General features: G+C 60.3%; 23 protein-coding genes. 14 read left to right on the top strand and 9 right to left on the bottom strand.

Annotated features, from left to right (window positions below):
* Position 1: 1 nt before the first annotated feature.
* On the top strand, positions 2-436 hold the full coding sequence (locus ACEW8N_RS13375; RefSeq protein ID WP_373500332.1) for a response regulator: 435 nt from the start codon (positions 2-4) through the stop codon (positions 434-436).
* A 17-nt stretch (positions 437-453) separates the two neighbouring features.
* Positions 454-2,406: a response regulator gene (locus ACEW8N_RS13370; protein ID WP_373500331.1), complete on the top strand. Its 1,953-nt coding sequence runs from the start codon at positions 454-456 to the stop codon at positions 2,404-2,406.
* Positions 2,407-2,541: 135 nt separating this feature from the next.
* Here the strand turns inward: ACEW8N_RS13370 and ACEW8N_RS13365 are convergent, their stop codons facing one another.
* Complete coding sequence (locus ACEW8N_RS13365; RefSeq protein ID WP_373500330.1) at positions 2,542-2,697, bottom strand: hypothetical protein; 156 nt, start codon at positions 2,695-2,697, stop codon at positions 2,542-2,544.
* Positions 2,698-3,058: 361 nt separating this feature from the next.
* On the opposite strand from ACEW8N_RS13365, the gene ACEW8N_RS13360 reads away from it, so the two are divergent.
* The 12 genes from ACEW8N_RS13360 to ACEW8N_RS13305 all read left to right on the top strand — a co-directional run bounded on the left by ACEW8N_RS13360 (position 3,059) and on the right by ACEW8N_RS13305 (position 11,977).
* Positions 3,059-3,259, top strand: coding sequence for a cold-shock protein (locus ACEW8N_RS13360; protein WP_373500329.1), 201 nt, complete (start codon positions 3,059-3,061; stop codon positions 3,257-3,259).
* 74 nt (positions 3,260-3,333) lie between these two features.
* On the top strand, positions 3,334-3,843 hold the full coding sequence (locus ACEW8N_RS13355) for an NAD-dependent epimerase/dehydratase family protein (RefSeq protein WP_373500328.1): 510 nt from the start codon (positions 3,334-3,336) through the stop codon (positions 3,841-3,843).
* A 5-nt stretch (positions 3,844-3,848) separates the two neighbouring features.
* Positions 3,849-4,124: a hypothetical protein gene (locus ACEW8N_RS13350; protein ID WP_373500327.1), complete on the top strand. Its 276-nt coding sequence runs from the start codon at positions 3,849-3,851 to the stop codon at positions 4,122-4,124.
* Between the two features lie 129 nt (positions 4,125-4,253).
* The gene (locus ACEW8N_RS13345) at positions 4,254-5,756 is read left to right on the top strand and encodes a PAS domain S-box protein (RefSeq protein ID WP_373500326.1); all 1,503 of its coding nucleotides are present in this window, start codon (positions 4,254-4,256) and stop codon (positions 5,754-5,756) included.
* A gap of 376 nt (positions 5,757-6,132) precedes the next feature.
* Complete coding sequence (locus ACEW8N_RS13340) at positions 6,133-6,309, top strand: hypothetical protein (RefSeq protein ID WP_373500325.1); 177 nt, start codon at positions 6,133-6,135, stop codon at positions 6,307-6,309.
* A 12-nt stretch (positions 6,310-6,321) separates the two neighbouring features.
* Positions 6,322-6,537, top strand: a complete 216-nt coding sequence (locus tag ACEW8N_RS13335) for a hypothetical protein (RefSeq protein WP_373500324.1) — start codon at positions 6,322-6,324, stop codon at positions 6,535-6,537.
* 192 nt (positions 6,538-6,729) lie between these two features.
* Positions 6,730-7,707: a chromate resistance protein ChrB domain-containing protein gene (locus ACEW8N_RS13330; protein WP_373500323.1), complete on the top strand. Its 978-nt coding sequence runs from the start codon at positions 6,730-6,732 to the stop codon at positions 7,705-7,707.
* Positions 7,708-7,761: 54 nt separating this feature from the next.
* Positions 7,762-8,049 (top strand): hypothetical protein, encoded by a 288-nt coding sequence (locus ACEW8N_RS13325; RefSeq protein ID WP_373500322.1) that lies wholly within the window; start codon positions 7,762-7,764, stop codon positions 8,047-8,049.
* A 29-nt stretch (positions 8,050-8,078) separates the two neighbouring features.
* Positions 8,079-8,516: a chromate resistance protein ChrB domain-containing protein gene (locus ACEW8N_RS13320; protein WP_373500321.1), complete on the top strand. Its 438-nt coding sequence runs from the start codon at positions 8,079-8,081 to the stop codon at positions 8,514-8,516.
* 11 nt (positions 8,517-8,527) lie between these two features.
* Complete coding sequence (locus ACEW8N_RS13315; RefSeq protein ID WP_373500320.1) at positions 8,528-9,769, top strand: MFS transporter; 1,242 nt, start codon at positions 8,528-8,530, stop codon at positions 9,767-9,769.
* 17 nt (positions 9,770-9,786) lie between these two features.
* Positions 9,787-11,088 carry a chromate efflux transporter gene (gene chrA / locus ACEW8N_RS13310; RefSeq protein ID WP_373500319.1) on the top strand — a complete coding sequence of 434 codons (1,302 nt, stop codon included), beginning with the start codon at positions 9,787-9,789 and terminating at the stop codon, positions 11,086-11,088.
* A 25-nt stretch (positions 11,089-11,113) separates the two neighbouring features.
* Positions 11,114-11,977 (top strand): HDIG domain-containing metalloprotein, encoded by an 864-nt coding sequence (locus ACEW8N_RS13305; RefSeq protein ID WP_373500318.1) that lies wholly within the window; start codon positions 11,114-11,116, stop codon positions 11,975-11,977.
* A gap of 65 nt (positions 11,978-12,042) precedes the next feature.
* On the opposite strand, the gene ACEW8N_RS13300 is transcribed toward ACEW8N_RS13305, so the two are convergent.
* From ACEW8N_RS13300 to ACEW8N_RS13265, 8 genes are all read right to left on the bottom strand, one after another.
* Positions 12,043-14,052 carry an acetyl-CoA carboxylase biotin carboxylase subunit gene (locus ACEW8N_RS13300; protein WP_373500317.1) on the bottom strand — a complete coding sequence of 670 codons (2,010 nt, stop codon included), beginning with the start codon at positions 14,050-14,052 and terminating at the stop codon, positions 12,043-12,045.
* An 8-nt stretch (positions 14,053-14,060) separates the two neighbouring features.
* A complete protein-coding gene (locus ACEW8N_RS13295) occupies positions 14,061-15,614 on the bottom strand; it encodes an acyl-CoA carboxylase subunit beta (protein ID WP_373500316.1) in 1,554 nt (517 codons plus the stop codon).
* A 275-nt stretch (positions 15,615-15,889) separates the two neighbouring features.
* Positions 15,890-16,870, bottom strand: a complete 981-nt coding sequence (gene rhuM, locus ACEW8N_RS13290; protein WP_373500315.1) for a RhuM family protein — start codon at positions 16,868-16,870, stop codon at positions 15,890-15,892.
* 425 nt (positions 16,871-17,295) lie between these two features.
* The gene (locus ACEW8N_RS13285) at positions 17,296-17,526 is read right to left on the bottom strand and encodes a hypothetical protein (RefSeq protein ID WP_373500314.1); all 231 of its coding nucleotides are present in this window, start codon (positions 17,524-17,526) and stop codon (positions 17,296-17,298) included.
* Complete coding sequence (locus tag ACEW8N_RS13280; protein WP_373500313.1) at positions 17,523-20,120, bottom strand: amino acid permease; 2,598 nt, start codon at positions 20,118-20,120, stop codon at positions 17,523-17,525. The genes ACEW8N_RS13285 and ACEW8N_RS13280 overlap by 4 nt, the downstream gene beginning before the upstream one ends.
* Positions 20,121-20,425: 305 nt before the next feature.
* Complete coding sequence (locus ACEW8N_RS13275) at positions 20,426-20,992, bottom strand: CBS domain-containing protein (protein ID WP_373500312.1); 567 nt, start codon at positions 20,990-20,992, stop codon at positions 20,426-20,428.
* A 111-nt stretch (positions 20,993-21,103) separates the two neighbouring features.
* A complete protein-coding gene (locus ACEW8N_RS13270) occupies positions 21,104-22,894 on the bottom strand; it encodes an SLC13 family permease (RefSeq protein ID WP_373500311.1) in 1,791 nt (596 codons plus the stop codon).
* On the bottom strand, positions 22,891-25,998 hold the full coding sequence (locus ACEW8N_RS13265) for a PEP/pyruvate-binding domain-containing protein (protein WP_373500310.1): 3,108 nt from the start codon (positions 25,996-25,998) through the stop codon (positions 22,891-22,893). Before ACEW8N_RS13265 ends, ACEW8N_RS13270 begins: the two co-directional genes overlap by 4 nt.
* Positions 25,999-26,046: the final 48 nt, after the last annotated feature.

Genomic DNA, 26,046 nt, shown 5'->3' with positions numbered 1-26,046 from the left:
AATGAAAGATGAACCCGATCTCATCCTCCTGATCGAGGACAATCCCGATCACGCCGAAATGGTCATGCGACTGGTCCGCAGGACCCATGCCGCCGCCGTCATCGAGCATGTCTCAGACGGCGAGGCGGCGCTCGACTATCTCTTCCGGCGCGGGAGCTATGCGGTTCGCGCCCGATACCCCCTGCCCCGTCTGATCCTGCTGGACCTTCGCCTGCCCCGGATCGACGGCCTGGAGGTCCTCAAGTCCATCAAAACATCCGAGGCCCTTTGCCGCATCCCCGTGGTGGTGCTGACCACATCCGAGGCCGAGAGCGACATCGCCGGGGCTTCCCGGCTTCACGCGAACAGCTATCTCGTGAAACCGATGGATCTGGACGTGTTCGCCAGCCTGATCGAAACCATGGGGAATTACTGGCTGCTGTGGAACCGCCGCTGACAGCCGGGGGACAAGCCATGACACAGAGAAAGAGCCATATCCTGATGGTGGAGGACGAGGCGTCCCATGCCGAACTGGTGCGCCGCGCCTTTGATCCGCATGCCGGCAGTTTCAGGCTTTCCATCGTCGGGAGCCTTGCGGAGGCGAGGCGATACCTTGCCGGACACACGCCCGACCTCATTTTGACGGATCTGGTGCTGCCCGACGGCCGGGGAGTCGTGTTTTTGGCCCATGATGACCGCGGGCCGCTTTTCCCGGTGGTGGTCATGACCAGCCAGGGGGACGAACGCGCGGCGGTGGACGCCATGAAGGCCGGGGCCCTGGATTATGTCGTCAAGTCCGCGGCCGCGCTGGGGGACATGCCCCACATTGTCGGCCGCGCTCTGCGGGAATGGGGCCATATCGTCGAGTGCCGGCGCGCGGAGGCGTCTCTGGCCGAAGAAAAGGAGCGCCTCGCGGTGACGCTCAGGAGCATCGGGGACGGCGTCATCACCACGGACGCGGACGGTCGGGTGACGATGATGAATGCGGTGGCCGAAACGCTCACCGGATGGTCGCAGGCGGAGGGTTGCGGCCGGCCGCTGGAGGCCGTCTTCAACATCGTCAATGAAATGACCCGGCAGCGCTGTGAAAATCCGGTGGCCAAGGTCATGGAGACCGGCGGCATCGTGGGGCTGGCCAACCATACCGTGCTGATCGGCAAGGACGGGACGGAGCGCGCCATCGCCGACAGCGGCGCGCCCATCGTCGACAAACAGGGGCGGACCCTGGGCGTGGTGCTGGTGTTTCGCGACGTGACGGAAAACCTCAGGACGGCGGAGGAACTCCAGAAGTCCCAGAGGCTCGAATCCCTCAGCATTCTGGCCGGCGGCATCGCCCATGATTTCAACAACGCCATGATGGCGATCATCGGGAATGTCTCCCTTGCCAAACTTTACGCCGAACCGGGGCGGAAGGTATTTGAGAAACTGGAGGAGATCGAACGGGCCGCGCTGCGAACCAAAGACCTCACCCGTCAACTGCTCACCTTTGCCAAGGGCGGCGCCCCCGTCAAGCGGGTGGTCTCTCTGGCGGAGATCATCAAGGATACCGCAAAGTTCTGCTTGAGGGGATCCAATGTGAAATGCCGGTTCGATATTCCGGGCGACCTGTGGGCGGTGAATGTTGATGCCGGGCAGATCAGCCAGGTCATCAGCAATATCATCCTGAATGCCCATCAGTCCATGCCGGCGGGAGGCCATGTCGATATCAAGGCCGAGAACGTGACGCTGGAGCCGCCCCTGATCCCGCCCGTGAAAGCCGGCAGCTACGTGAAAACCACGATACGCGATCAGGGCACGGGCATCCCCCGGGAGCACATCCCGAGGATATTCGACCCGTATTTCACGACGAAGCAGAAGGGAAGCGGCCTTGGGCTGGCCATGGTCTATTCCATCATCGACAAACATGAGGGCCATATCACTGCGGAATCCGAACCGAATGCGGGGACCACGTTTCATGTATATCTGCCGGCGCTGCCGTCATCCCTCGTCAACCATAATGTCATGCCTTCCCCGATCATGCATGGGCACGAGCGGGTTCTGCTGATGGATGACGACAGATATATCCGGGACGTGGGCCGCGAGATGCTGCGGGAACTCGGCTATGAGGTTGAGTGTGCCAGGACCGGCGAGGAAGCGCTGGACTTGTACAGGTATGCACGTGATTCAAGGCGGCCATTCGACGCGGTCATTCTGGATCTGACCATTCCAGGGGGGATGGGAGGGAAAGAGGCGATCCAAAGGATCCTGGAGATCGAACCCCATGCCAGGGCCATCGTTTCGAGCGGATACGCCAACGACCCCATTATCGCGCACTTCCGGGAATATGGCTTCAAAGGCGCGGTGGCCAAGCCCTATCGGATTCACGAATTGAGCGAAACCCTCCATGCCGTGCTCCGGGGAGGGCCGAACGCAGGGGAGGAGCCATGAGAAAAGGTTCCAGTGGCAAGGTTGTCCGTACCTCCCCGGCGATATGTCTGCGTCTTCAGGGCCATCCATCGCCTCCGGCGGCGCATGGGGTTTCGATGGTCGGATTGCCCATCGGTGGGATGACGACTCCGGCCGTCATCGCCGGTAGATCTCGTCGACCCAGTCCCTGAACCATTGGGGTTTCTGGAACAAGACCGTGATCAGTATCATTGCCGTAATCGGGATGGGGATGACCGTATCCACGAGGGCCAGCAATACGAGGTAAACCAGGAGCTGCGTTCGCGTTGACAAGGGGAGCCTCTCTATCTTGGCAGGTTGTTCATGAACCGGTGACGGGCCGGCAGGGCCCAAAGCGTTTAAACGAATGGGGTCATGATAAAGCGATTCCAGGTCCCGGACAAGGTAAATCCCGGCAGCGGTTGTTAAAACCGTCCGTTGCCACATCCACAGCGGTCGAGCGCAGGCGGATGTTTTTGTTGATGTTGAATAATTTGCTTGCATTTGGGTAAAAACCGGCTTATATTCCTCGCATTCAACAAGGTTCCGCCGGTAACGGGCGGAACGATTTTTTTCTGCAGGAAAATTCTGAACGCCAATGAAGCATCCTCCAGATTTAAATTTTTGAATAATTCAAAGAAAGGAGGATGTCATTATGGCCAATGGCACGGTAAAATGGTTCAACGACCAAAAAGGATTCGGCTTCATCGAGCAGGAAAACGGACCGGATGTGTTTGTTCATCATTCAGGTATCAACGCAAACGGTTTCAAAAGCCTGAGCGAGGGTGACAAGGTTTCGTTCGATGTCGAGCAAGGCAAAAAAGGTCTTGCCGCAGTCAACGTCACTGTAAAGTAAGTCGCTTTTCTCTTCCGAAATGGGGGCATGCCGCTAAATCATTGCGGGTGCCCCTTTGTTTTTGAGGGGCGCTCATGAAAAGAGTTCTGGTGACCGGGGCTCTCGGCCGGATCGGGTCGGAGATGGTCATGACCCTGCAAAACACCCCGGGCAATGACACCGTCATGGCCGCCGGCCACACGAAAAAGCCCGGCCGGGCCCTCGGGGAATCCGGCCCTTTTCATTTCATCGAGTGCCCACAGATCGAACCCGTCGCCGCATGGGTCAGACGCTGCAGGATCGACACCATCTATCCTCTCGCCGCGATTCTTTCGGCCAGCGCGGAAAAAAACCCCCAAAAAGGCTGGCTGGTGAACATGGGCGGCCTTTACAACGTCCTCGATGCAGCCCGGAAATGCCGGTGCGCCGTGTTCACCCCCAGATGCATCGCCACCTTCGGACCCGCCAGCCCCCCGGATAAAATCCCTCAGGACGCCATCCAGCGGCCGCGGCCTTCACGGCCGTCGAGATTCTGGACAGCGGCCGGGGCAGGGGACCGCTGGACAGGCTGCGGCGCCTCCCCAGAAGGTTCGAGCAGGGCCTGACGGCCTTGGGGTTTGAGATCCTCCCGAGCGAGCACCCGGTGGTGCCCCTCATGATCCGGGATACCGGAAGAACGGCCGAACTCGTCGCGTACCTGATGGAAAACGGCATCCTGGCCACCGGACCGGGCTTTCCGGTGGTTCCCCGGGGCAGTGAGGAGATCCGGGGGTACCAGGTCTCGGCCGACCCTACCGAAGGCGACATCGACGTTGTTCTGGAGGCCCTGGACCGCTATCGGAAGCGAGATCCTCAGGCAGGGATTTCGAGCGCCGTTTTAGATTGACACACGGTTGCCGGGTCGCTATGTTCGCGCCAGACAAAAGCAAGCACCTCTGTTAAGAAGGGTGCGGCGGGCAGCGCCCATAACCGCTTAAACATGCAGGGTTTCCCTGATGGATGACTTGTTGAAAAAATGGAAAAACCGATAAACGATTCCCAGGATGATCCCTTCCCCTCGGCCAACCCCATCCCCTTTCGTCATGTCATGGCCATGCTTTCCGAGGGTGTTGCGGTCCTCAACATGGGGCGGGTGATTTACGCCAATACGGCGCTGTGCGAAATGGTCGGAAAAAACCGCGGCGAGATCATCGGCTGCTCTTTCTTGAGCCTCGTGGTCGATTCGGATCGCGATATGGTGTCGGACTGCCTGCGGCAACTGGATATGGGGTCTCCGGCCCCCATCATTTTCGGGCTGCAGCGATCCACCCGCGCCGGGCGCCTGGTCCGCCTCAAGGTCTCTTCGGTGGAACTCCACGGGATCTATGCCGACGCCCCGGGCATCTGCTGCAGCCTGACGGACGTGACGGATTATGAGGATCAACTCATTGAACTGGAGCGCGACAACCGGCGCATGCGGAGCCATCTTGACGAGAGCGAAAGCGTGCTCATGGCCATGGCCCCATACGACTGCAACGACATCCTGCTGGTGAACAAATATGTCGAGGCCCTGCTGGGCTGCTCGATGAAAGATATCATGAGCGGCAAACGCCACCTGTTTGATTTCGTCGATTCGGAAGATCTGCCCCGGGTCATGGACTTTTATAACGGGTTCCCCGATATCCATGAAAGCTCCGAGCTGGAATACCAGATCATCAGCAATGACCGGAAGATCAAGTGGGTGCGGGACATGGGCAACACCCTGTTTGTGGAGCGCGGCGGCGGCATGCCCCGCCGCATCGACCACACCCTGGTCGACATCACCGAGCAGAAAAGCAAGGAAATGGAGCTGCAGGAAGAACGCCGGAAGCTTTCGAGCATCATCAAAAACAGCAGTGAAATGATCTACCGGGTGGATATGGAGGGCAATTTTCTGGAACTGAACCCGGCGGGCATGTCGCTTCTGGGAATGACCGAGGATCTGCACCCCCGAAATATACTGGACTTGTATGTGGACCACCGGCAGCGGGACGGGCTGCTGCAGCAACTGGAGGCGCAGGGGCATGCCCAGCAGCTGGTGAAATGGCGGGTCGCCGGCGGCGCCGAGATCGATGTGGTCATCAACGCCATCGCGGAATGCGCGATCCAAACCAAAATTTGCACCTACCAGGGCATCGTTCACAATGTCACCCGCACGCTCGAGCTGCAGAAGGTGGAAACCATCAAGAAGATGGCCGGCGGGCTGAGCGACAAGATCAACACCCCCCTCATGACCCTTCAGTTGAACATGGACATCATGCGGGATATCCTGGAGTCCGATCCGGGGGATACCGAAGGGATCCTGGAGCAACTGAACGAAATGGAGGCGGCCTACAACAAAATCCTGGGGCCGCTGGCCCGGGTTCGCGAACAGTACTGGGAGATCCATGAGGTCCCCGACGGCTGGGGTGGCACAATATATGAGATCCATGAAAAAGCCCAGGCGACAAAGCCAGAAAGAGCTTCCGACCCCCCGACCGAAGGATCGAAAGGCTCCTGATCCCCATTCATCGCCGGATACTTCCTTGCTGCGGCGAGGCCTCTGGCCAGGCGCCTTAGCGCCGGCCGCATGACGGAGGGCCCCGCCGAGAACCCCCTCCAGTTTCAAGAAGCTTCAGAAAATTCATCCCTCCCCCGGGTCGCGCCTGCTGATGTGACCGCTCAAAGGCCGCTTCCATTCCATCTGCTTGGCCGCAGGGGGCCCGATAGGGCGGCGGATGGGTGTCATGAATCGCATCCTGTCGCTCCGACATTGGCTTGACCCCGGGCTTTCCTGTGATTAGGCTTTCGGTAAGACAAGGGATCCGCCGGACCGCGTTTTGAGGTCCAGGATATGAACGCATAGACGATAACCCCGACACTGAAGGAGGTTTGTCATGTTGAATATATGTGCCGCCGCAGCCATCGCGGCGTTGATCGCTTTTTCGGCATTGAGCCTTTTCGTGCCTTACGGTCTGATTGCCTTCGCGGCCATCATCCCCATCGGCCTGGCCTGCGGCGTGATCAGCCGGGCAAGGGGCCGGGAATGCAAACTGGGGTTCTGCGGGACCTGAAAGGAGGCCTGGATGAGCGATAAAACCGAACTCCTGAAAACCCTGTACGATGTCCTCGGTGAGGAAGGATGCGGCATGTCCTGCGAGGACGCTGAAATATTTCAGGATGATGAAGGCTGGAAAATGAACCTTGAGGGCTTCATGGAACCCTGGAAGCTGGGGAAAACCGTCAGCGAAGCCCGCGAGAGCATTCGTGAATATGCATCCATGGGGTTCGGCCTGCACTGAGGGTGCAGACGCCGCCGAACCGCCGTTATGGGCCGGGGATTTTCCTTCGGGAGAATCGTCGGCCTTTTTTTTTAGGGCACTGCGCCCCGATATCGGTCTCTTGAAAAATGGGCCTTCAGATATCGTCAACAAGCCTCTTGACACATAATCACAGTTGTTACATTATACATGTAACAGTTGATAGGATATTTTATGGCCTCAAATGATTCGAAAACGTGGCTGTTGCTGATCCACCAGATCCCGCCCAAGCCCAATGCCCTGCGGGTGAAAATATGGCGGCGGCTTCAGCAGGTTGGCGCCGTTGCCATCAAGCCGTCGGTTTACGCCATGCCCTTTTCCGAACAGTCGCGTGAAGACCTAAGCTGGACGCTCAAGGAAATCGTCGACGGCGGGGGGGACGGATCCCTTTCCGAAGCGCGTTTTATCGAGGGCCTCACCGACGAACAGATTATCGCCATGTTTCAAAACACACGCACGTCGGACTACGAAAAGATCATTCAGGAAGCCAACCTCCTGATAGCCGAGTGGTCTTCGGGAGGGGACAGCCCCCATGACCCGGCGGTGAAGGGGGCGGCTCAGGTATCCAAGCTGCGGCGCCGGCTGGATAACATCGCCGCCATTGATTTTTTTCGGGCACCGGAGCGAGGGACCGCCGAAATTCTGCTTAAAGAACTGGCGAAACGCCTGTCCGGCCAATCTGAAACCGCGGCGGCTTCCTATAGGGAGAGGCGCGAAGACCTGTCAGGAAAAACCTGGGTAACGCGGAGAAACCTGTTTGTTGACCGTATCGCCTGCGGCTGGTTGATCCGGCGCTTCGTGGATCCGGCTGCGGCGTTCAAGTTTGTCTCCGATCCTCAGTATACCCCCAAACCCGGAGAGCTTCGGTTCGACATGTTTGGCGGCGAATATACCCACGAGGGGGACTGCTGCACCTTCGAAGTCATGATCCGGCGGCTGCAGTTCCAGGATCGGGCACTCGTCCCCCTGGCCGAGGTCGTCCACGACATTGATCTGAAAGACGACAAATTCGGCCGCCCCGAAACAGTCGGGTTCAATGTCTTATTAACCGGCCTTGGGGCCTCTCAGCCGAATGACGACGAGCGGATGACGGAAGGGTTTCGGCTGTTTGACAACCTGTACGCCTATTACCAGCGGCGAAAGAGGGAATAACCCTTCCGGGAAAAATTAAAACCGAGAAACATTAAAACACAGAGGAGCCAAACCATGCCGTCCATTGAAAAGCATATTGAGATCAGCATCCGTCGGACCGGAAAACCCTATCGCGAGGTCCATGAGTGGATTGATGATCCGCAGCACAAAAACGAGCGCCACGACATCACCCGCGTGCTGGAGTTCAGTCGGATTTTCGAGGAAAAGTACGGCGAGGAAGCCGCCCGGGAGTATGTTCAGCACCTGGCCGACGACCTGAACGGAAAATTCAACCACCTCATCGAGGATGTCCAGGCATTGGTAGACACAACCCTGGCCTATTTCGGAGCCAAGAAGCAGTAGGCTCTGCCCATAATCAAAGGAGAAGCATCATGAAATGGATCACCCGTTCCCACGTGCACGTGGACCGCGTTGCCTGCCCCTGGCTGATCACCCGGTTTATTGATTCTGACGCCGAGTTTCTGTTCGTGCCCAAGAGCAAGGTCCTGGAGGTCGCCCAAAAGACCGGTGCGATCCCCTTCGACACGCCCGGGGCCGAACTGCATCACCGCGAGGAGCTCTGCACCTTCAGCGTCATCGTCCAGGAGTACGCGCTGACCGACAAGGCGCTGCTGCGCATGGCCAAGGTCATCAACGCGGCCGACACCGGACGGCTGGATGCCGATCCCCTGGCGGCCGGCGTTGAGGCCATCGCGGTGGGCTACGGCCTGCGCTTTCCGGATGACCTGGATAACATCGAGCGTCAGTTCGAGGTTTACGACGCCCTGTATGCCTGGTGCCGGCTCGATGTGGCCCGCGGCGAATCGTAAAGGAATGCCCCATGGCCACACCTGAAACCCTGAAGGCCCGCGTTTTTCGGATCAGCCGTTTTCTTGGCCTGCAGCGAAGCACCGTCGGGGTGCTGGCCATGGCGGTGCTGGTGGGCATGGGCGAACGCATGGCCGAACGCTTCCTGCCCATCTATATGCTGGCCCTGGGAGGTGGTGTGCTGGCCATTGGTCTTTTACAGGCCATGGACAACCTGCTTTCGGCCCTCTATTCCTTTCCGGGGGGCTACCTGTCCGACCGCATCGGCACCAAGAGATCGCTTCTGATCTTCAACCTGGTGGCCATTGCCGGTTTCGCCCTGGTGATCCTGATCCCCACGTGGCAGGCGGTGCTCATGGGGGCGGTGCTGTTCATTTCCTGGTCGGCCATCTCCCTGCCCGCCACCATGAGCCTGATGTACCGGGTGCTGCCCTCCAATAAGCGCACCATGGGGGTCACCATGCATTCGCTGGTGCGCCGAATCCCCATGGCCCTGGGTCCCATCGCGGGCGGCATTTTTATCGCTGTCTGGGGCGAACGCGACGGTGTCCGCCTGGCCTTTGCGGCGTCCCTGGCCCTGGCCCTGGTTGCGCTGGTCTTGCAGCAGCGGATGATCGATGACGACAGGCCCGCGCAGTCTTCATCCGAGGCCAGCGGTCTGACGCCTGAAAAAAACCCCCTGAAGCTGCTGCACCTGATGAACCCGGCCATGAAAGGCCTCTTGGCGACCGATATCCTGATCCGCTTCTGCGAGCAGATCCCATATGCCTTTGTGGTGGTCTGGTGCATGAAGACCATCGCCCATCCCGTTTCGGCGGTGCAATTCGGCCTGCTCACCACCATCGAGATGGCCACGGCGGTGCTGGTCTACATCCCGGTGGCCTACCTGGCCGACCGCACCACCAAGAAGCCTTTTGTCCTCATGACCTTTGTTTTTTTCACCCTGTTCCCCCTGGTGCTGCTGTACAGCCGCTCCATCGAATGGCTGATGGCGGCGTTCATCCTGCGGGGACTCAAGGAGTTCGGCGAACCCACCCGCAAGGCGATGATCATGGATCTGGCGCCGGATTCGTGCAAGGCGGGCATGTTCGGCCTGTATTATCTGATCCGGGACGTTTTCGTCTCGGTCGCGGCCCTGGGCGGGGCGTTCCTGTGGCAGATCAGCCCCGAAACAAACCTGATCACGGCCTTTGTTTTCGGGATTATCGGCACGGTCGGGTTTGCGGTCTTCGGGCGAGACATCCCCGCGCGATGACGGATATGGAGGTCTGAATGAAACCGTTGGCGACTACGATTCCGTTCAAGGAAGCCCTCAGGTTCTGGACAAAGCTGGGCTTCATCAGCTTCGGCGGCCCGGCCGGCCAGATCGCCATTATGCACCAGGAGGTGGTGGAGAGGCGAAAATGGATCGGCGAGAACCAGTTTTTACGCGCGCTTAACTTCTGTATGCTGCTGCCCGGACCCGAGGCACAGCAACTGGCCACCTACATCGGCTGGCGGCTGCACGGCACGTGGGGCGGCATTGCTGCAGGTTCCCTGTTCGTGATTCCTTCCATCTTCGTGATGCTGCTGCTCAGCTACCTGGCTGTGGCCCACATCGACATCCCGGCTGTGGCGGCCGCTTTCTACGGCATCCAGCCGGTTGTCGTGGCCGTGGTCGTCGAGGCGGTGCTGCGCATCGGCAAAAAGGCGCTTAAACACAAATTTCTGTATGGTTTTGCCGCCTTGGCCTTCGTGGCGATTTTCGTTTTCAAGGTGCCGTTCCCCTATATCGTGGCCGCGGCCGCGCTGGGCGGTCTGCTCATGCAGCGACCGATGCCTGAAGTTTTTTGCAAAGGTCGGTTTGATCCGCAAAGTCGCGAGTGCCGAATCGAGGTTGAATCCACCGCGGGGCAAAACAACGCCCGGCCTTCCATCGGTCACGTGGTAAAGGTTTTCGCCGTCTGTCTAGTATTGTGGGTGATTCCGATGGGGGCCATTTGGATGTGGCGCGGCGGCGGGGATACCCTGACCCAGATCGGCCTGTTTTTCACCAAGGCCGCCTTTGTAACCTTCGGCGGCGCTTACGCCGTGCTCAGCTATATCACCGACGTGGCCGTATCCAGAGGCTGGCTCTCCACCCAGCAGATGCTGATTGGCCTCGGCCTGGCCGAGTCCACCCCCGGCCCGCTGATCATGGTGACCCAATACGCCGGTTTCCTGGCCGCCTGGAACCTGCCCGGCGGACTCAACCCGTTGACGGCGGGTATTTTTGGAGCTCTGCTGACCACCTATGTCACCTTCCTGCCCTGCTTTTTCTTCATCTTCGCCGGCGCGCCCTTTATCGAGGCCATGGCCGGAAACCAGCGGCTCCAGGCGGCCCTTACCGGCGTCACGGCCGCGGTGGTGGGCGTGATCCTCAACCTGGCGGTCTGGTTCGGGCACAAAGTGATTCTGCCCAACGGCGGCGTGGACATTTTCGCGGTGGTTTCCGCGGTCGTATCACTGGTGCTGCTGCAGAAATTTCACTTCCCCATCCACTACCTGGTGCCCATCGGGGCGGTCGCGGGAGTGATCTGGAAACTTTTTGTCTAAAAAAAAATCAATAAGGAGAAACAGCATGGCACATACCATCGATATTAATGAACTCAGTAAACTCCTCGAAAAAGAAGAACCGATGACCCTTTTGGATGTGCGCCGCGAGGCGGATTACCAGGCCAATCCAAAGACCATCAAGGGTGCGGTATGGCGTGATCCCGAAAAGGTCGGCGATTGGGTCAAGCAGCTGCCGGTTGGAAAGCGCGCTGTGGTGTATTGCGTTAAGGGCGGATCGGTCAGCCAGTCCGTGACGGATCGACTTCGGAATGAAGGCTTCGACGCCGCTTTTCTGGATGGCGGTCTCAAAAACTGGATCGAAAGCGGACAACCGGTAGAGGCATCACATTATTCGATTCATCAAGCCGACATCGACCTGCTGCGCCAGGCGGGCGTTTCCGAGGAGGATATCGCCCATAGCGTCAAGGTGGCTGAAAAAGCCCTGGAAATCGTATCGCGAATCCCAAAAGGCCTGGACATGGAACTCGTCGGACGGGGAGCCCTCTTTCACGATCTGGGCAAAGCCAAGACGCACGAAATCGAGCATGGCAAGCTGGGTGCTGAGATGGGTGCGGCCGTGGGCTTGCCTCCAACGATCACAGCGGTGATGGAAAAGCATATCCGCGGCGGGCTCAGTGCCGAAGAAGCAATCGAGCTGGGGCTGCCGGTGAAGGACTACACCCTTTCGACCCTCGAAGAGCGAATCATTATATATGCCGACCGGCTGGTGGACATTATCACGGACGGCATCGTGCCTATCAAGGATGAACGGGAGGCCGAAGGCCGTTTCGAGGAGATTTTACGAACCATCCCCAAATATGGAAAAAACGATAAGACTCTGGATCGGTATCTGGGGTATCATCGGGAAATCCAGGCCGCCATGGTGTAATGGCCATTCAATGCTGTCATGCCCGGAAAGCCGGGCGTGACAGCGATAGACTTTGCCCGGCCTTGTTACGCCTGAAACCGGATCAGGACGTCTCCCGCCTCCACCGCCTGGCCGACGGTGCCGCAGACCTCCTCGATGAGCCCGTCCACCGGCGAGGCCACGTCGCTCTCCATCTTCATGGATTCCAGCACCACCAGGGTCTGGCCCCGGAAGACGCGTTCGCCCGGCTGGACCGGCACCCCCACCACCAGCCCGGGCATGGGGCAGAGGAGCACGTTGTCCGCCGGGTGTTCGGCCCGTTTGGGCATGTATTTCACGAGCGCCCACTCCCTCGGGGTATAGATCTCGAACACCCGGGTGATGCCGCTGAAGGCGACGAAAATAAAGAATTCCTCCAGCCGAAGCCGGAAGCGGTGAAGCCTGCCGTCGATGGTGAGATTGAGCCTGCGCCGGTAGAACTCGAATTCGGGGGTTTTCACCGAGTAGGCGTTTTCGTTCACACGAATGGTCCAGTATCTTCCCGACGTCGCGCCCTCGAGGCGCAGGTCCAGCACCTCGTCCCCCGACCGGACGGTGTAGCGGTGCGCAGTCACGACGGCTTTCCTCCCGCCGATCCGGGATGCCATGGGGCGGAGGGAATCGCGCACCGCCGCCGTGCGGACATGATAGATCAGGGCCGCCGTCAGGGCCGCCAGCTCAAACGCCCGCCGATCCGAGGGGATGGCGGGCTGGCTGCCCTCGAAATAACGTTCGATGAAGCCGGTGGTCAGATTGCCCCGGGCGAATTCCGGATGGCAGAGTATGCTGTTGGCAAAATCGATGTTGGTGACGACCCCCTCGATATGATAGCCGTTCAGGGCCTCGACAAGCCGGACCCGGGCTTCCTCCCGGTCTTTCCCATGGCAGATGACCTTGGCCAGCATGGAGTCGTAGTAGACGCCGATGCTGCTGCCGGTCTGGACGCCGCTGTCCACCCGGACGGCGTTTCCCCTGGGCTCCGCGTAGCGGGTGATCATGCCGGTGGACGGGATGAACCCCCGTTCGGGGTCCTCGGCGCAGACCCGCGCTTCCATGGCCCAGCCGCTTACGGTTACGCCCTCCTGGTCGAAAGGGAGCTTCTGGCCCCGGGCGATCCGCAGTTGGAGGTCCACCAGGTCCAGGCCGGTGACCATTTCGGTGACCGGGTGCTCCACCTGGAGGCGGGTGTTCATCTCCAGAAAGAAAAACTCCCCCCGGGCGTCCAGCACGAACTCCACCGTACCGGCGTTGACGTAGCCGGCCTTGCGGGCCAGATCGCAGGCGGCCCGGCCCATGCGCTGCCGCAGGGCCTCGGAGACGGCCGGAGACGGCGACTCCTCGATGATTTTCTGATACCGGCGCTGGATGGAGCATTCCCTCTCCCCCAGGTGGACGACGTTGCCGAAGATGTCGGCCAGGATCTGAATCTCCACATGCCGCGGACCCTCGATGTAGCGCTCCATGAAGATCCGGCTGTCGCCGAAGGCCTTGCGGGTCTCCTGGCGGCTGGCAGCCAGGGCGGCCTTCATTTCCTCGGGCCTCCGGACGATGCGCATTCCCTTGCCGCCCCCGCCGGCCGCGGGTTTTAGCAGCACGGGATAGCCGATGCCGTCGGCCGCGGCCAGGGCCTCCTCCTCGTCGGTCAGGGCCTCCGCGTGGCCGGGGATGATGGGAACCCCGGCCTTGACGGCCAGGGCCTTGGAGGCGATCTTGTCGCCCATGGTGTCGATGACGTCGGCCGGCGGACCGATGAAGACCAGCCCGGCGTCCGCGACGCGTCCGGCGAAGGCGGAGTTCTCCGACAGAAAGCCGTACCCGGGGTGGACGGCCCGGCAGCCGGTTGCAAGGGCCGCGGAGAGGATCTTGTCCGCGTCGAGGTACGACATCTGGGCGGGGGGGGTGCCGATGCGCACGGATTCATCGGCCATCTGCACGTGCAGGCTGCGGCTGTCCGCGTCGGAATAGACGGCCACGGACCGGATGCCCAGCCGCCGGCAGGTGTGGATGATGCGGACGGTGATTTCGCCTCGGTTGGCGATCAGAATTTTATCGAACATGGGATGCCTCACAGGGGAATGTTTCCGTGTTTGCGTTTGGGGCCTCTGGCTTCCTTGCCTTCCAGCACCTGCAGGGTTCGGATGAGCCGGTGGCGGGTGTCGCGGGGGAAGATCACGTCGTCGATATAGCCCCGCTGGGCCGCCAGAAACGGGTTGGCGAAGGTGCGGCGGTAGTGGGTCATCTTTTCATTCAGCACAGCCTCGGGGTTTTCGGCCGACTGGATCTCCCTGCGGTAGATCACCTCGGCGGCGCCCTTGGGCCCCATGACCGCGATCTCCGCCGAGGGCCAGGCGTAGTTGACGTCGCAGTGGATGTGCTTGGAGTTCATGACGAGATAGGCCCCGCCGTAGGCTTTGCGGACGATGACGGTGATGCGGGGCACGGTGGCCTCGGTGAATGCATAGAGCAGCTTGGCGCCGTGGCGGATGATCCCGCCGTGCTCCTGGTCGGGGCCGGGCATGAAGCCCGGAACGTCCACCAGGGCGATGAGGGGAATGTTGAAGGCGTCGCAGAACCGGACAAAGCGGCCGGCCTTGAACGAGGCGTCGGTGTCCAGAACCCCCGCCAGCACCGCAGGCTGGTTGGCTACGAGCCCCACGGTCTGACCCCCCAGGCGGCCGAATCCGCAGATGATGTTGCGCGCGAAGCTCGACTGGACCTCCATGAACTCGGCCCCGTCGAGGATGCTGAAAATCAGCACGTTCATGTCGTACGTCTGGTTGGGGTTTTCGGGAATGAGGTAGTCGAGGGCCGGGTCAATTCGGTCCGACGGATCCCGCAGATCCAGAAGGGGCCCGCGCTGCCGGTTGTTCGAGGGCAGGTAGCTGATCAGGCGGCGGACCTCCCGCAGGCAGAGCACGTCATTGGGGACCATGAAGTGGGAGACGCCGCTCTTTTTGGAATGGACCCCGGCACCGCCCAGATCCTCCGAGGTGATCTCCTGGTGGGTCACGGTCTTGACCACGGTCGGCCCGGTGACGAACATGTACGAGGATTCCTGCACCATGAAGACAAAATCGGTGATGGCCGGGCTGTAGACCGCGCCGCCGGCGCAGGGCCCCATGATGCAGGAGATCTGGGGGACGACGCCGCTGGCCTCGACGTTGCGGTGGAAGATCTCGCCGTAGGCGGCCAGGGCGTCCACGCCCTCCTGGATGCGGGCCCCGCCCGAGTCGTTGAGGCCGATGATGGGCGCACCGACCTTGACGGCCAGGTCCATCACCTTGCAGATCTTCTGGGCGTGGGCCTCACCCAGGGAGCCGCCGATGACGGTGAAATCCTGGCTGAATACGAACACCTCGCGTCCGTCGATGGATCCGTGGCCGGTGATCACCCCGTCGCCGGCGTAGGTCTGGGCATCGCCCAATGCCCCGCCGCGGCCGGTCTTGAGCACGTCGAACTCCTCGAAGCTGCCCTCGTCCAACAGCAGGTCGATCCGCTCCCGGGCGCTGAGTTTGCCCCTGTCGTGCTGGGCATCCATTTTTTTGGTACCGCCTGCGGCCATGGATTCGGCGCGCAGTTTTTCAAGGGTTTCAAGGGTGGCACTGTATTGGGCATCCATATTCGTTACCTTTTTAAAAAATAGGGGCTTTTTTTGCCCATAAATTGACCGGTTCATAAAAAATGCCCTCCATGCCGGGCGGACTTGCTGAAAATGCCGTCAATCGCCTAAAAACAGCCGTGAAGCAGGCCATAGCCGACGGGTGGAGGACTTGGGCGGGAAGGGTACCAGAACTTAGGATGAAAAGTAAATTGAAATTCGCCTATCCCGGCACAGCCGCTGGCTCAATCGCCCGGAGATGGCATTCACATGTCGATTCATTCCAGTATCCCCCATTACACGTTGGCGCGGTTGATCAGGCTTACGATCACTTTGACAATGGTTTCTTTATCCCGGGGCCGGCTCTCGGCAATCAGCAGCGTCAAGGCCACCAGGGCGTTGTCGGCAATGCGCTTGGAGCCGTCGCCTCGGTAAAGCGCGTTGTTTCCGGCCAGAAAAGCAATGAACAGGGCCGCGCCGATGCGTTTGTTGCCATCGCTGAAGGCGTGGTTCTTGACCACGAAGTAAAGCAGATTGGCGGCCTTTTCCTCGATGCTGGGATAGAGTTCTTCGCCGCCGAAGGTCTGGTAAATGGCCCCAAGGGCGCTTTTAAACCCCTGGTCCTTTTCCCGTCCGAAGAGTCCTCCAAACCCGGTTTTCATGGCCGTGACGATCTCTGTGGCCGCCTCATACGTCATCAAGTATGCCGCCGGACGCGTGGTCTGCTCGATGGCCAGGGTCCCATGATCGAAGCGATCCAGGGTGGTCAATGCATAAGCATAATCGGTGATGACCTGCAAAAGCCCCTTGGCCTCGTCCAGGCCGATAGCCTGATGGACCAAGGTCTGTTCCAACAGGCCGACGGTGCGCCGCAGATTTTCGAGTTTTTGTGCCTGTTCTTGGAGCCGTTTTTCGTTCAGGGTGAAGCCGCGCACCAGATGCTCGCGCAACACGCACGTGGCCCACTGGCGAAACTGGGTGCCTCGTTTGGATTTTACCCGGTAACCTACTGAAATAATAACATCCAGGTTGTAAAAAGATACCTGGCGGCGAACCTTTCGTCCCCCCTCATTTTGAACTACCGAGGATTCCTCGGTAGTTCCTTTGCGGGGCAACTCACCCTCGTTGTAGATGTTGCGAACGTGCAGCCCGATGGTGTCTGTGTCTTTATCAAAAAGTTCTGCCATTTGACGCTGATTTAGCCAGACGGTTTCCCGTTCCAACTGAACATCCAATTGCACTGCACCGTCATCAGAGAGGTAAAGAATCACATCCATCAATCCGGCTCCTCTTCGAACAACCCCATCCGCCCCTTGGGCGGCGGCGCCTGGGGCAGATTCTCCACCCGCAGGCTGTAGTCGTCATGCCCCCACTCGCAACGGGCCAGAACCGCCCTGGGGATTTTTTTCCAAAGCCCCCGCGATCAAACATGACAATGGCGTGGGCAAATCGTCTGACAAAGGGGCGAAGGAAAGCATCGGCATGCAGCAGGCAACCCGGATCGCTCTCCGGATGGATTTAGTAAACCGCGGAAATAGGACGGACGGCCAAGGATTGGGCTCGGTTCAACAGTCCCTCTATTGCAAATTTCATATTTTTATCTGCCGTGAGAACAACCAAATCCGATTCTTCCGCACATTCATTCATCCCAGCGCCCCGCCTGCAAACAACACACCTAAGTTCGCTTCCCCTTTCCAATCCCTTAGGGCCGGGTGCTCATTGAGAAGTCCAGGCTGATGACCAGCACGGCGGCCACGGTGACGACCGCCGGATGGCCGAAGCCCAGGTATAGTTGATCCGCCCGCACCAGACCGGCGATAAAGACCAGCAGCAGGGCCGCCAGGGCCACCAGATTGTAGCGCCACCGGCCCCAGACAAACAGCACCAGCGTTGCCGAAAGAATGGCAAAAACCGCAAGTTGATCTCCGGTCATCTCTTTTTCTTCTCGCCTTGGGCGGTGTCGGTAGTTTCGTCGTCGTCTGTTTCCGTTTTGAATTCGACCGCTTCCGATTCGACGGTTTCGCGGGCCAGATCCGCCTTGGCTCTTGCCTTTGCCGCTCTCCGGCGGGCTTTTTCCGCTTCCGCAGCTGCGTTATCCCGCTCCTCCATCAGTGCTTTGATTTGGCCTTCATCTCGATCGGCTTCCGGCAAGGCCATGGCCTTTCGGAGTTCTTCTTCGGCGACTGCGGCGGATTTGCCGGATGCCGCCGCCTCATCTTCAGCCGCCTTGGCCAGTTGGTCCCTCTTGTCCAGCAAGTCCCTTGCCTCGGCCAACTCGGCGGCGGCGCCCTCTTCCGGCTCAGCCCCCAAATCGATATCCTCGGCTGCTGAAATCATTACCGCCGGCGGCAGTTTCTGCAACAGGTCTTCGGCAGCACCGTCAACCGGGAGTTGGATCAGGTTGCCGCGAAAACGAAACGGGAGAAAAACGATCGTCGATGGGGCCGATAATTCGATGACGGCCGAAGCATCCCTGGACGCTGCCAGCTCGATTTCGGCGTCAATTCTGGCATCGCTCAGGACTGATTGGATGTTTTTTCTCTGATCTTCCTCCGGTGTGTCGTCATGAAACGCCAGTACGCGCAAGGCAGCATCTTCCCAGGCCTCCGACCGGGTCATCAGGTAAGCGAAAAGGAGCATGAGGTTTCCCGTGGCATCACCGGACCACCACACATCGATACGGGATTGACCGGACTCGGTCTCCATCAGTCGATCCCATGCATCGGGCCGGGCATGGAGCACGCCGATATTGCAGCCCAATCGGTGGAGAGTCCTGAGCTGGCGTCCAAACAGGTACTCCCGAAACCCGGTTCCGGACTTATTCTGCGGATCGAGCCAGTTCAGCAGAATCATGTTGGCGCGCAAGGGGCCGATTCCGTGAGCTTGGAGCAGGGCGTGAACGGCGATCTCTGCATCCCTGCTTGTGAGAACGAGCGAAAACGCAGCCGGGTTGTGCTCACGGATGTCAAGCTGCATCCGTTTTTCCACATCTTCCTTGATTTTGGCGAGCAGCAGGTCCTTGCCTTCCAATAGCGTAACGACCCTTGTCAGCCCGCTGCCGCCCTCAAGCCAACCTGCCAGTCGCAAGAGGCGCGGCCGTCTCTGGGGATCGTCTGAGAAGGCCAGAATTTGAGGTCGCCAATCCCTGGGGTGTTCGGGGGAAACAGTGGCGGCCAGAAGGTTTTCTCGGATCTGTTGGAGATGATGGGCGCGTCGACTGTCGGCCCAGCGGGCCGGCCCCGCCGTGCGTTTGAGGTATTGAAAAATGGCAAACAAAATCGATATGGCGATCACGCCCATGGAAGGATCTATGGCCAGCATTGCGCCGAGACAGGCCAGGAAGCCGAGCAGGCTGAGACGTTGATCGAACCACTTGAAGCTCGGACGGAAAGAAGGGCTGGAGGTTCGGGCTTCGTAGTAGGTGGCATAGTTGAGCAGGCCGTAGGAAATCAGAAAAAACATGGAAACCACCGGGGCGATCAAATTCAGGTTTCCGATCGCGATGGTCAGGCAGCCGATTGCTGCCGCCAGGAGCACTGCGCGGCGGGGGTTGTCCGTCGGACCGGCGCCCTTGGCGAAGGGCGAGAGAAAGGGGAAGATTCGGTCCGAAGCCAGGGATTGCAGTATTCGGGGCGCCCCCAGAAAGGATGCCATGGCCGAGGAGAGTGTCGCGGCGATGACCCCGGCATCGATGAGTCCGGGGAAGCGGGAGACGCGGTTCATGGCGGTGTAATCGGCGGTCAGGTCCGGATGGGGAAGCGCTCCGGAAAACACCACCGCGGCACCGAAATAGACCAGAATGGAGGTGCCGACCGCCAAAAAGGTGCCCAGGGGAAGGCTTTTGGAGGGATCTTTCAGATCTCCGGACATGCTCACCCCCTGGGTGAACCCCGTTACGGCCGGGAAAAAAAGGGCGAACAGGACCCAGAACGGCGGGGCATCCGGGGGGGCGGCCCAGTTCGCGCTGAAAATCGCCGCATTCCATCGGGAAATCCCCCCGACAAAGAAGGATACCAGGGCGGCGGCAAGCAGGGCCATGACCACGTATTGAAACCGGGTCGCCCAGTCCGCCCCCATCCATGCAAAAACGAAAAGAAAAAGAACGGCTGCCGCGGCAATGATCCGCGGGGAAATTTCCTGGGCGGATAAAGCGGGCGCCGCGGCGAGGGCCTCACCAAATCCGATGCAGTAAAAAGCGATGGACACGGCCTGGGCCAGGAAAAGGACGATGCCGATGGCGCCGCCGAATTCCAGGCCGAGGGTGCGTGAAATCAGGTAATAGTCGCCGCCTCCCTTGACCTTGAGGTTGGTGGCCACCGCCGACAGCGACACGCTGGTCAGAATGGAGATGAGGTTGGCGACGCCGATGAGGATCAGCGAACGGGCGAGGCCGGCGCTGCCCACCACGTAGCCTGTGCGCAAGAAAAGGATGATGCCCAGGATGGTCAAGATGCTCGGCGTAAACACGCCTGCAAAAGTGCCAAGCGTGCCGGAGCTTTTGTTGTCGTTCGTGTGTTTTTCTGACATCACCTCACCAAATTCAATTGATATTCTCGCAAAAAGGGGTGTGAACATTTCGTACCCCCCGGGTCATGACCAACCACCATCCGAAGGTTTGATTTCGTGATCTGGAAAAATCTAGGGCAAAGGCAACCAGCAGCGCCGATGCCCATCCCGTCTGGGCCATATCCCCTATCCCGTTCTTGCCCATCCTATCGATAGCCGCACCGAAAACGATGACCGTCACGAGCATGTGCACCGGCGCCGAGAATGAATGCAGCACCTAAAATCAAGGGCACATAGGTCATGGTGCCTCCCTGCTGGACAATTCCCTATTTCTGAATCGCTTCCATATGGCATTCTTTCATGGTGCTGGAAACCTCCCGATAGACATCTGAAAACCTCAGCAGCCCGACAATCCGATCGGCCTCAAAAACGAAAAGCGCGTCATGCCGATTCATGACAAACAGATGGAAGCACTTGGCCATGGGATCCTCCACGCCAACAGATTGTCCCTCGGAGATGCCCTTGATGAAGTCTTTTATCTGGACGGCTTCGGCTTTCCGGCAGAGATCCTTGAATGGATTTTCCCAGAGATGGTAGTCCTTCCGGATGGACTCCAAGATACCGGTAAACCCAAAGCGAGAGAGCGTCTTTTCGGTATCCACCCTGGAATAGTTTGTTTCCAGTCCGCGCAGCAGATCCATGGGGCTGAGTTTTCCCACGATCTTTTTCTTCTCATCCTCAACCAGAAGGATTCGTTGCTCCGATTCTCCGGACAGATATTTTTCCTGAGCGGTCTCCAAAGCCGCAAGCGCCTCGTAAAAACTCGCGTGGCTGGAAATCCTCGGAAACTTGTCTGCGGGAACCATGAGATCACGTACGTGCAATTTTTCCATTTTGTTTTCCTCCTCATTGAAAATCATATGACAACCCGGGGGTTGCCGTCTTAGTGAGCCGTGAAACAGCCCCCTGGAAAAACATCCCCCGGATCGGTTTTATGAACGGGGTCATATCGGTGCCATGGGCCAGAAAAACAGGATGAGCGGCACGGCGACCACAACGACCACCAGGGAAAGCGGAAGTCCCAGGCGCCAGTAATCCCCGAACTGATATCCCCCGGGGGCCATGACCAGGGCATTGGACTGATGGCCGACGGGGGTGAGAAACGCGCAGGACGAGCCGACGGCCACCGCCATCAGCAGGGGGTCCGCCGAAACCGCCATTCCCTCCGCGAGGGTGAGGGCGATGGGCGCCATGAGGACGGCGGCGGCGGCATTGTTGACCACGTTGGAGAGCAGCATGGTCCCCGTGAGAAGCACCGCCAGGGTTCCCATAGGTGGAAGATATCCGGACAGGATCAGCAGTTTTTCAGCGATCAGTCTGGCCCCGCCGGTGCTTTCCAGGGCGTGGCCCAGGGGGAACAGGGCGCCCAGCAGCACGATGATGGGCCAGTCGATGCTTTCATAGATCTCCTTCAGGGGCACCAGGCCCACAAGGATCATGACGACCGAGGCGGAGACAAAGGCGACCTGGACCGGCAGCACGTTGAAGGTGGAAAGGAGCATGGCCAGGGCGAAAATCCCGACGGCCGTCAAGAGTCTGGAGGGTTCCCCCATGCGAAGGCCCCGCTCTGCCAGCGGCAGGCAGGTGAAGTGCTTGAGCATTGACTGGAGGGATGTGTCGGTTCCCTGGAGCAGAAGGATATCGCCGATGACCAGGGGCGTCTGACCCAACTGCCGCTCCAGCCGCCGCCCACGGCGGGCAATGGCCAGAAGATTGACCCCGTAATTGTTGCGAAGATGCAGGCTGGCCGCGGTCTTGCCCACAAGAGATGAATCCATGGGGACGACGGCTTCAAGAAGCCGGACATCCTCCGATCCCAGGGTCGCCATCGGATGACTTTTACTTTCGGCCAGCTTCACTCCCAGTCCGTCGATGAGCGTCTTCAGGTCCTCGGGTGCGGCCTCGACCATGAGAATATCCCCGGCCTGGATGATCTCGTACCAGGACGGCGCCGGACGGTGGCGGCCGTCGCGGACGAGATCCACCACCGTGGCTTCCGTCTCCTCCGCCATGGCGGAGGTCAGGTGGAAGACGGTTTGACCGACGAATCTGGAATCCTCGGGAATCAGGATCTCACTGATGTAGCTGTCGATCGCAAACAGCTCCTCCGGCGCGTTCTGGCCTTCCCGCCGGGGGGTGAGCCGCCAGCCGACCAGGGAAATGAACAGGAGTCCGGCCAGGGCCACGCCCGCGCCCACGGGGGTGAAGTCAAACATGCCGAAGGCGGGCTTTCCCGTCTCCTCCCGGAAGAGGGCGATGATGATATTGGGCGGGGTCCCGATGAGGGTGATCAGGCCCCCGACCAGGGAGCCGAACGCCAGGGGCATGAGGAGAAGGGACGGCGAGCGCCCGCTTCGGCGCGACATCCAGATGGCCACGGGCATCAAGAGCGCAAGCGCCCCGACGTTGTTCATGAATCCGGAGCTCACAATGACAAGGGCCGTGAGGGCCGCCACCTGTGCCATGGGCCGGGTGCCCACCTTGGCCAGTTGGCGGGACAGGGCGTCGATGACGCCGGCATTGAGAAGTCCCCGGCTGATGACCAGCACGGCGGCCACGGTCACGACCGCCGGATGGCCGAAGCCCAGGAACAGTTGATCCGCCCGCACCAGGCCGGCGATAAAGACCAGCAGCAGGGCCGCCAGGGCCACCAGGTCGTAGCGCCACCGGCCCCATACAAACAGCGTAAGCGTCACTGAAAGAATCCCAAAAACCGCCAGTTGATCCCCGGTCATCTTTCCTGCTCCTCATCTTGGGCGTCGATTGAATTCAGATTCCGAAAACAGGCCGTGGTGTCCCCCTTGCTCCACAATCCCATATAGCCTGAAACGGCTTTTGGGGCGGTGAATCGCAACAGAGCCCGGCCTCCCAGACGGCCGGTGATCTCATTTGCCTTCACCGACACTTCGAGCTGCAGCCACTGATCCAGTGGAATGTCGGTGGGGATGCGTTCCCGAAAATGGCGGACGTTGTTGATAAACTCCAGAAGCTGAAGTTCCCCGGCGGCGGCATCGGCCGCCAGGACCAGACAGTTGCCGACATTCCAGATGCCGAAGGCCAGTCCGGCGGCAAGGTCGACGCAACCGGCCGTGATTCGCGCATCGGCAAGGATGCGGCCGTCCCCATGGCGGCCTCCCCGTTTCACCGACACGGGATAATAATGCAGAGCGTGCCGGTTTTCCAGGAATTTTCGATACCGCCCACCCAGGACCGTTTCCAGGGTGTTGTGGAGCGCGCAGGAGACCGTTCCGCCCATGCTCGATCCGTCCTGGAAGATGACCTCCTCCCCGTCGAGTTCCGTTATCGACCATTCTCCCACCGATGCATAAAAGCCGGGAAGCCGCGCTTCAGAACGGCCGAGAAAATCATAGTCCCCCTGGAAGAAGAGTTCGGTCAGGGTTTGTACTTCGGCCTGGTTCGGAATGGCCAGATCGAGCAGGCGGCTGCAGCCGAGCAGCCGGCCCGTCTGGTCGAGCACGTCTTCCATGGCGGGGCAATCCAGCCCCTTGAGCCCCGCCTGGAGCATATCGCCATGGATCTCCACCGTGTATCCCAGACGGGTCAGGACCTCGGACAGAAACTCGATGCGCAGGGCCTTGCCCGTCCCGGTGCCGGCTCCGCCGGAAAACTGAAGCGTCAGGGTGTTGGCGTTGAGGTCGTCCGAGCAGAGCGCTTCGAGGTTGGCATAGTGATACCCGAATTTGACGCTGAGGTTGAGATAGTCGCGGGATACCAGGGCGTAGGAATCCACGCTGCGGGGAGCCATGCCTCCGGGGCCGATGCTCCCGGCCATGAGGGCCATGAAATTGCCCGCACTGATGCCCACGTCTCCGGACCAGGTGACTCCAGGATGGGTGAATCCGCGCCACAGGGCCGTCATCGGTCCCGATCGGATGTGTTCGGGGAGAATTTCATCACAGGTGGTCAGGCCGGGAGCCAGTCCCCCGCCCAGATCGATGAAATAGAGGGACAGGGGGATGTTGGCGTTCATTTTTTGGGAGACCACGGATTTGTCGGCAAGCCTGGAAAGGTTGAACATTTCCACCATGACCATTTCATGGGCGAAGCGGATCAGATCGTGAAGGGTTCGGCACCCCTTCGGGGTGAACTCCGGCGCATCGGGGTCGGTCAGGTTGAGCGGGGAGATCCGGTCCAGGATGTCCCGGAGATGGCGGCCGATGGTGCCCGGATTCTCATCCGTGTCCCGGTCCGGGAGCTTCCGTTCCAGGTCCGGCACCAGGCCGGCGTAAACCTTTCCCTCATCCGCGAGCAGGGTGATTTCCCGGCCGTCGGGGATCTCCATTGTGGCCGTGCGGGTGTCCATGAGGGCCGGGACATGGTGTTCGCGGGCCACCGATGCCAGGTGGCTGGCCACCCCGCCCAGGTCCGTGATCAGCCCGCGCACCCGCCCCATGAGGGGCGCAAGGTCGGGCGACGCCGTTCGGGACACCAGAATGGCTTTTTCGAGGGCTTCCGCCTTCAACCCGGCCCGGGCATGAACCGCGACTCCCGAGACCCCTCCGGGGGAAGCCGTCTGGCCGGTCGACAGCAGCAGCGTCAATCCGGAAGTATCCGGTGCGCCGGCCTTGCCGGCCGCTGCGGTAATCCCGAGGGGCCGGGCCTGCAGAAAAACCAGTTCCCCCTGCATGTCCTCGGCCCATTCGATATCTTGAGGAGACCCGAAATGGTCTTCCATCTTCAGCCCCGCCGCAGTCAGCGCCAGAGCGGTTGAATCGGAGATGGCGGGGGTCGACTCCTCGGCCTCGGGGGCCTGTCCCCCGGGGGGGATGCTGCGCCGGCGGATAGCCGGCGGATTTCGATCCACCAGAAAGACGTCCGGCGAAACGGTCCCCCCCACCACCTGCTCTCCCAGACCGGATGCCGCGTCGATGCGGGCCTGGCCGGCGATCGGACGGGCCGGGTCCAGCGTATAGAGTACGCCGCTGGCCCTGGGCCGGATCATGATCACGGCGGCCACCGCCATGGGGGTGGCCGCGTCGGTGAGACCGTAGCGCAGCCGATAGACGATGGCGCGCGGGGTGTACTTGCCGGCCAGGACGGTTTTGTAGGCCGAATCGATCTCTTCCCGGTTGACCGGAAGGACGCTGGTATACTGGCCGGCAAAAGACGCCTCGGTATCCTCCCCCACGGCGCTGCTGCGCATGGCCAGTTCCGGCAAGCCGCCATGGCGGTCGGCAAGTTCCCGGTAGGCTCCGTGGAGCGCTTCCGTTAAAACCTCCGGCAGGGGGGCCTCGAGGATCCTTTCCCGGATGCGGCGGCATTCCTCCTCGATGTCGTCTGCGTCCGGGTCGAAGACCGCCAGCATGTCATCTATGGCCTCCAGCAGCCGGTTTTCCCGAAGGAACAGATCGAAGGCCGCCGTGGTGACGACGAAGCCGTCGGGCGCGGGGAAGCCCAACCGGTTCCGGATCAGCGCCAGGTTGACCGCCTTGGCGCCGGCCAGGGGAAGATGCCCGCTTTCCAGCATCGGGAAGGGGAGTACCAGCGGGCCCTGGATGGGATTGCGCTCTCGTTTCATCAGGGGGGCCAGATCCCCCGCGACCCTCTTGAAGACCTCCGGCAGCTCCGGATAGCGATCCCCGGCCAGCCCGCGGATCGCCTCGACGAGCCCGGAAACCTCCTCCAGGAGATCGGCGGCCCGGCGCTGAATGGATGCCAGGGTTGCCAGACCGTCTCCCCGATCCAGCATCTCCAGTTCGGCGAGGTGGCGCAGCGCCTGGTGGTTGTGATTCAAAAAATCGTCGTAGTGGGCAAACCTTTGGGCGGCGGGGCCTGCCGGGTTGTCCAGCAGGCGGCATGAATCGGCTTTAAAAAACATGGCAATCCTCCAACTGCCTTCGCTGCTTCAGGAATTGCCCCCATTGCA

Source organism: Desulfococcus sp. (assembly GCF_041737845.1).
Taxonomy (GTDB): Bacteria; Desulfobacterota; Desulfobacteria; order Desulfobacterales; family Desulfococcaceae; genus Desulfococcus.
This window is presented reverse-complemented; position numbering and strand designations above follow the sequence as displayed.

Coding starts and splice junctions, on each gene's coding strand:
- ACEW8N_RS13285 (WP_373500314.1), bottom strand. CDS start 17,526: ATGACCGGAGATCAACTTGCGGTTTTTGCCATTCTTTCGGCAACGCTG.
- ACEW8N_RS13325 (WP_373500322.1), top strand. CDS start 7,762: ATGCCGTCCATTGAAAAGCATATTGAGATCAGCATCCGTCGGACCGGA.
- ACEW8N_RS13360 (WP_373500329.1), top strand. CDS start 3,059: ATGGCCAATGGCACGGTAAAATGGTTCAACGACCAAAAAGGATTCGGC.
- ACEW8N_RS13320 (WP_373500321.1), top strand. CDS start 8,079: ATGAAATGGATCACCCGTTCCCACGTGCACGTGGACCGCGTTGCCTGC.
- chrA (WP_373500319.1), top strand. CDS start 9,787: ATGAAACCGTTGGCGACTACGATTCCGTTCAAGGAAGCCCTCAGGTTC.
- ACEW8N_RS13305 (WP_373500318.1), top strand. CDS start 11,114: ATGGCACATACCATCGATATTAATGAACTCAGTAAACTCCTCGAAAAA.
- ACEW8N_RS13330 (WP_373500323.1), top strand. CDS start 6,730: ATGGCCTCAAATGATTCGAAAACGTGGCTGTTGCTGATCCACCAGATC.
- ACEW8N_RS13300 (WP_373500317.1), bottom strand. CDS start 14,052: ATGTTCGATAAAATTCTGATCGCCAACCGAGGCGAAATCACCGTCCGC.
- ACEW8N_RS13295 (WP_373500316.1), bottom strand. CDS start 15,614: ATGGATGCCCAATACAGTGCCACCCTTGAAACCCTTGAAAAACTGCGC.
- ACEW8N_RS13270 (WP_373500311.1), bottom strand. CDS start 22,894: ATGACCGGGGATCAACTGGCGGTTTTTGGGATTCTTTCAGTGACGCTT.
- rhuM (WP_373500315.1), bottom strand. CDS start 16,870: ATGGATGTGATTCTTTACCTCTCTGATGACGGTGCAGTGCAATTGGAT.
- ACEW8N_RS13370 (WP_373500331.1), top strand. CDS start 454: ATGACACAGAGAAAGAGCCATATCCTGATGGTGGAGGACGAGGCGTCC.
- ACEW8N_RS13335 (WP_373500324.1), top strand. CDS start 6,322: ATGAGCGATAAAACCGAACTCCTGAAAACCCTGTACGATGTCCTCGGT.
- ACEW8N_RS13345 (WP_373500326.1), top strand. CDS start 4,254: ATGGAAAAACCGATAAACGATTCCCAGGATGATCCCTTCCCCTCGGCC.
- ACEW8N_RS13315 (WP_373500320.1), top strand. CDS start 8,528: ATGGCCACACCTGAAACCCTGAAGGCCCGCGTTTTTCGGATCAGCCGT.
- ACEW8N_RS13375 (WP_373500332.1), top strand. CDS start 2: ATGAAAGATGAACCCGATCTCATCCTCCTGATCGAGGACAATCCCGAT.
- ACEW8N_RS13280 (WP_373500313.1), bottom strand. CDS start 20,120: ATGTCAGAAAAACACACGAACGACAACAAAAGCTCCGGCACGCTTGGC.
- ACEW8N_RS13340 (WP_373500325.1), top strand. CDS start 6,133: ATGTTGAATATATGTGCCGCCGCAGCCATCGCGGCGTTGATCGCTTTT.
- ACEW8N_RS13265 (WP_373500310.1), bottom strand. CDS start 25,998: ATGTTTTTTAAAGCCGATTCATGCCGCCTGCTGGACAACCCGGCAGGC.
- ACEW8N_RS13355 (WP_373500328.1), top strand. CDS start 3,334: ATGAAAAGAGTTCTGGTGACCGGGGCTCTCGGCCGGATCGGGTCGGAG.
- ACEW8N_RS13275 (WP_373500312.1), bottom strand. CDS start 20,992: ATGGAAAAATTGCACGTACGTGATCTCATGGTTCCCGCAGACAAGTTT.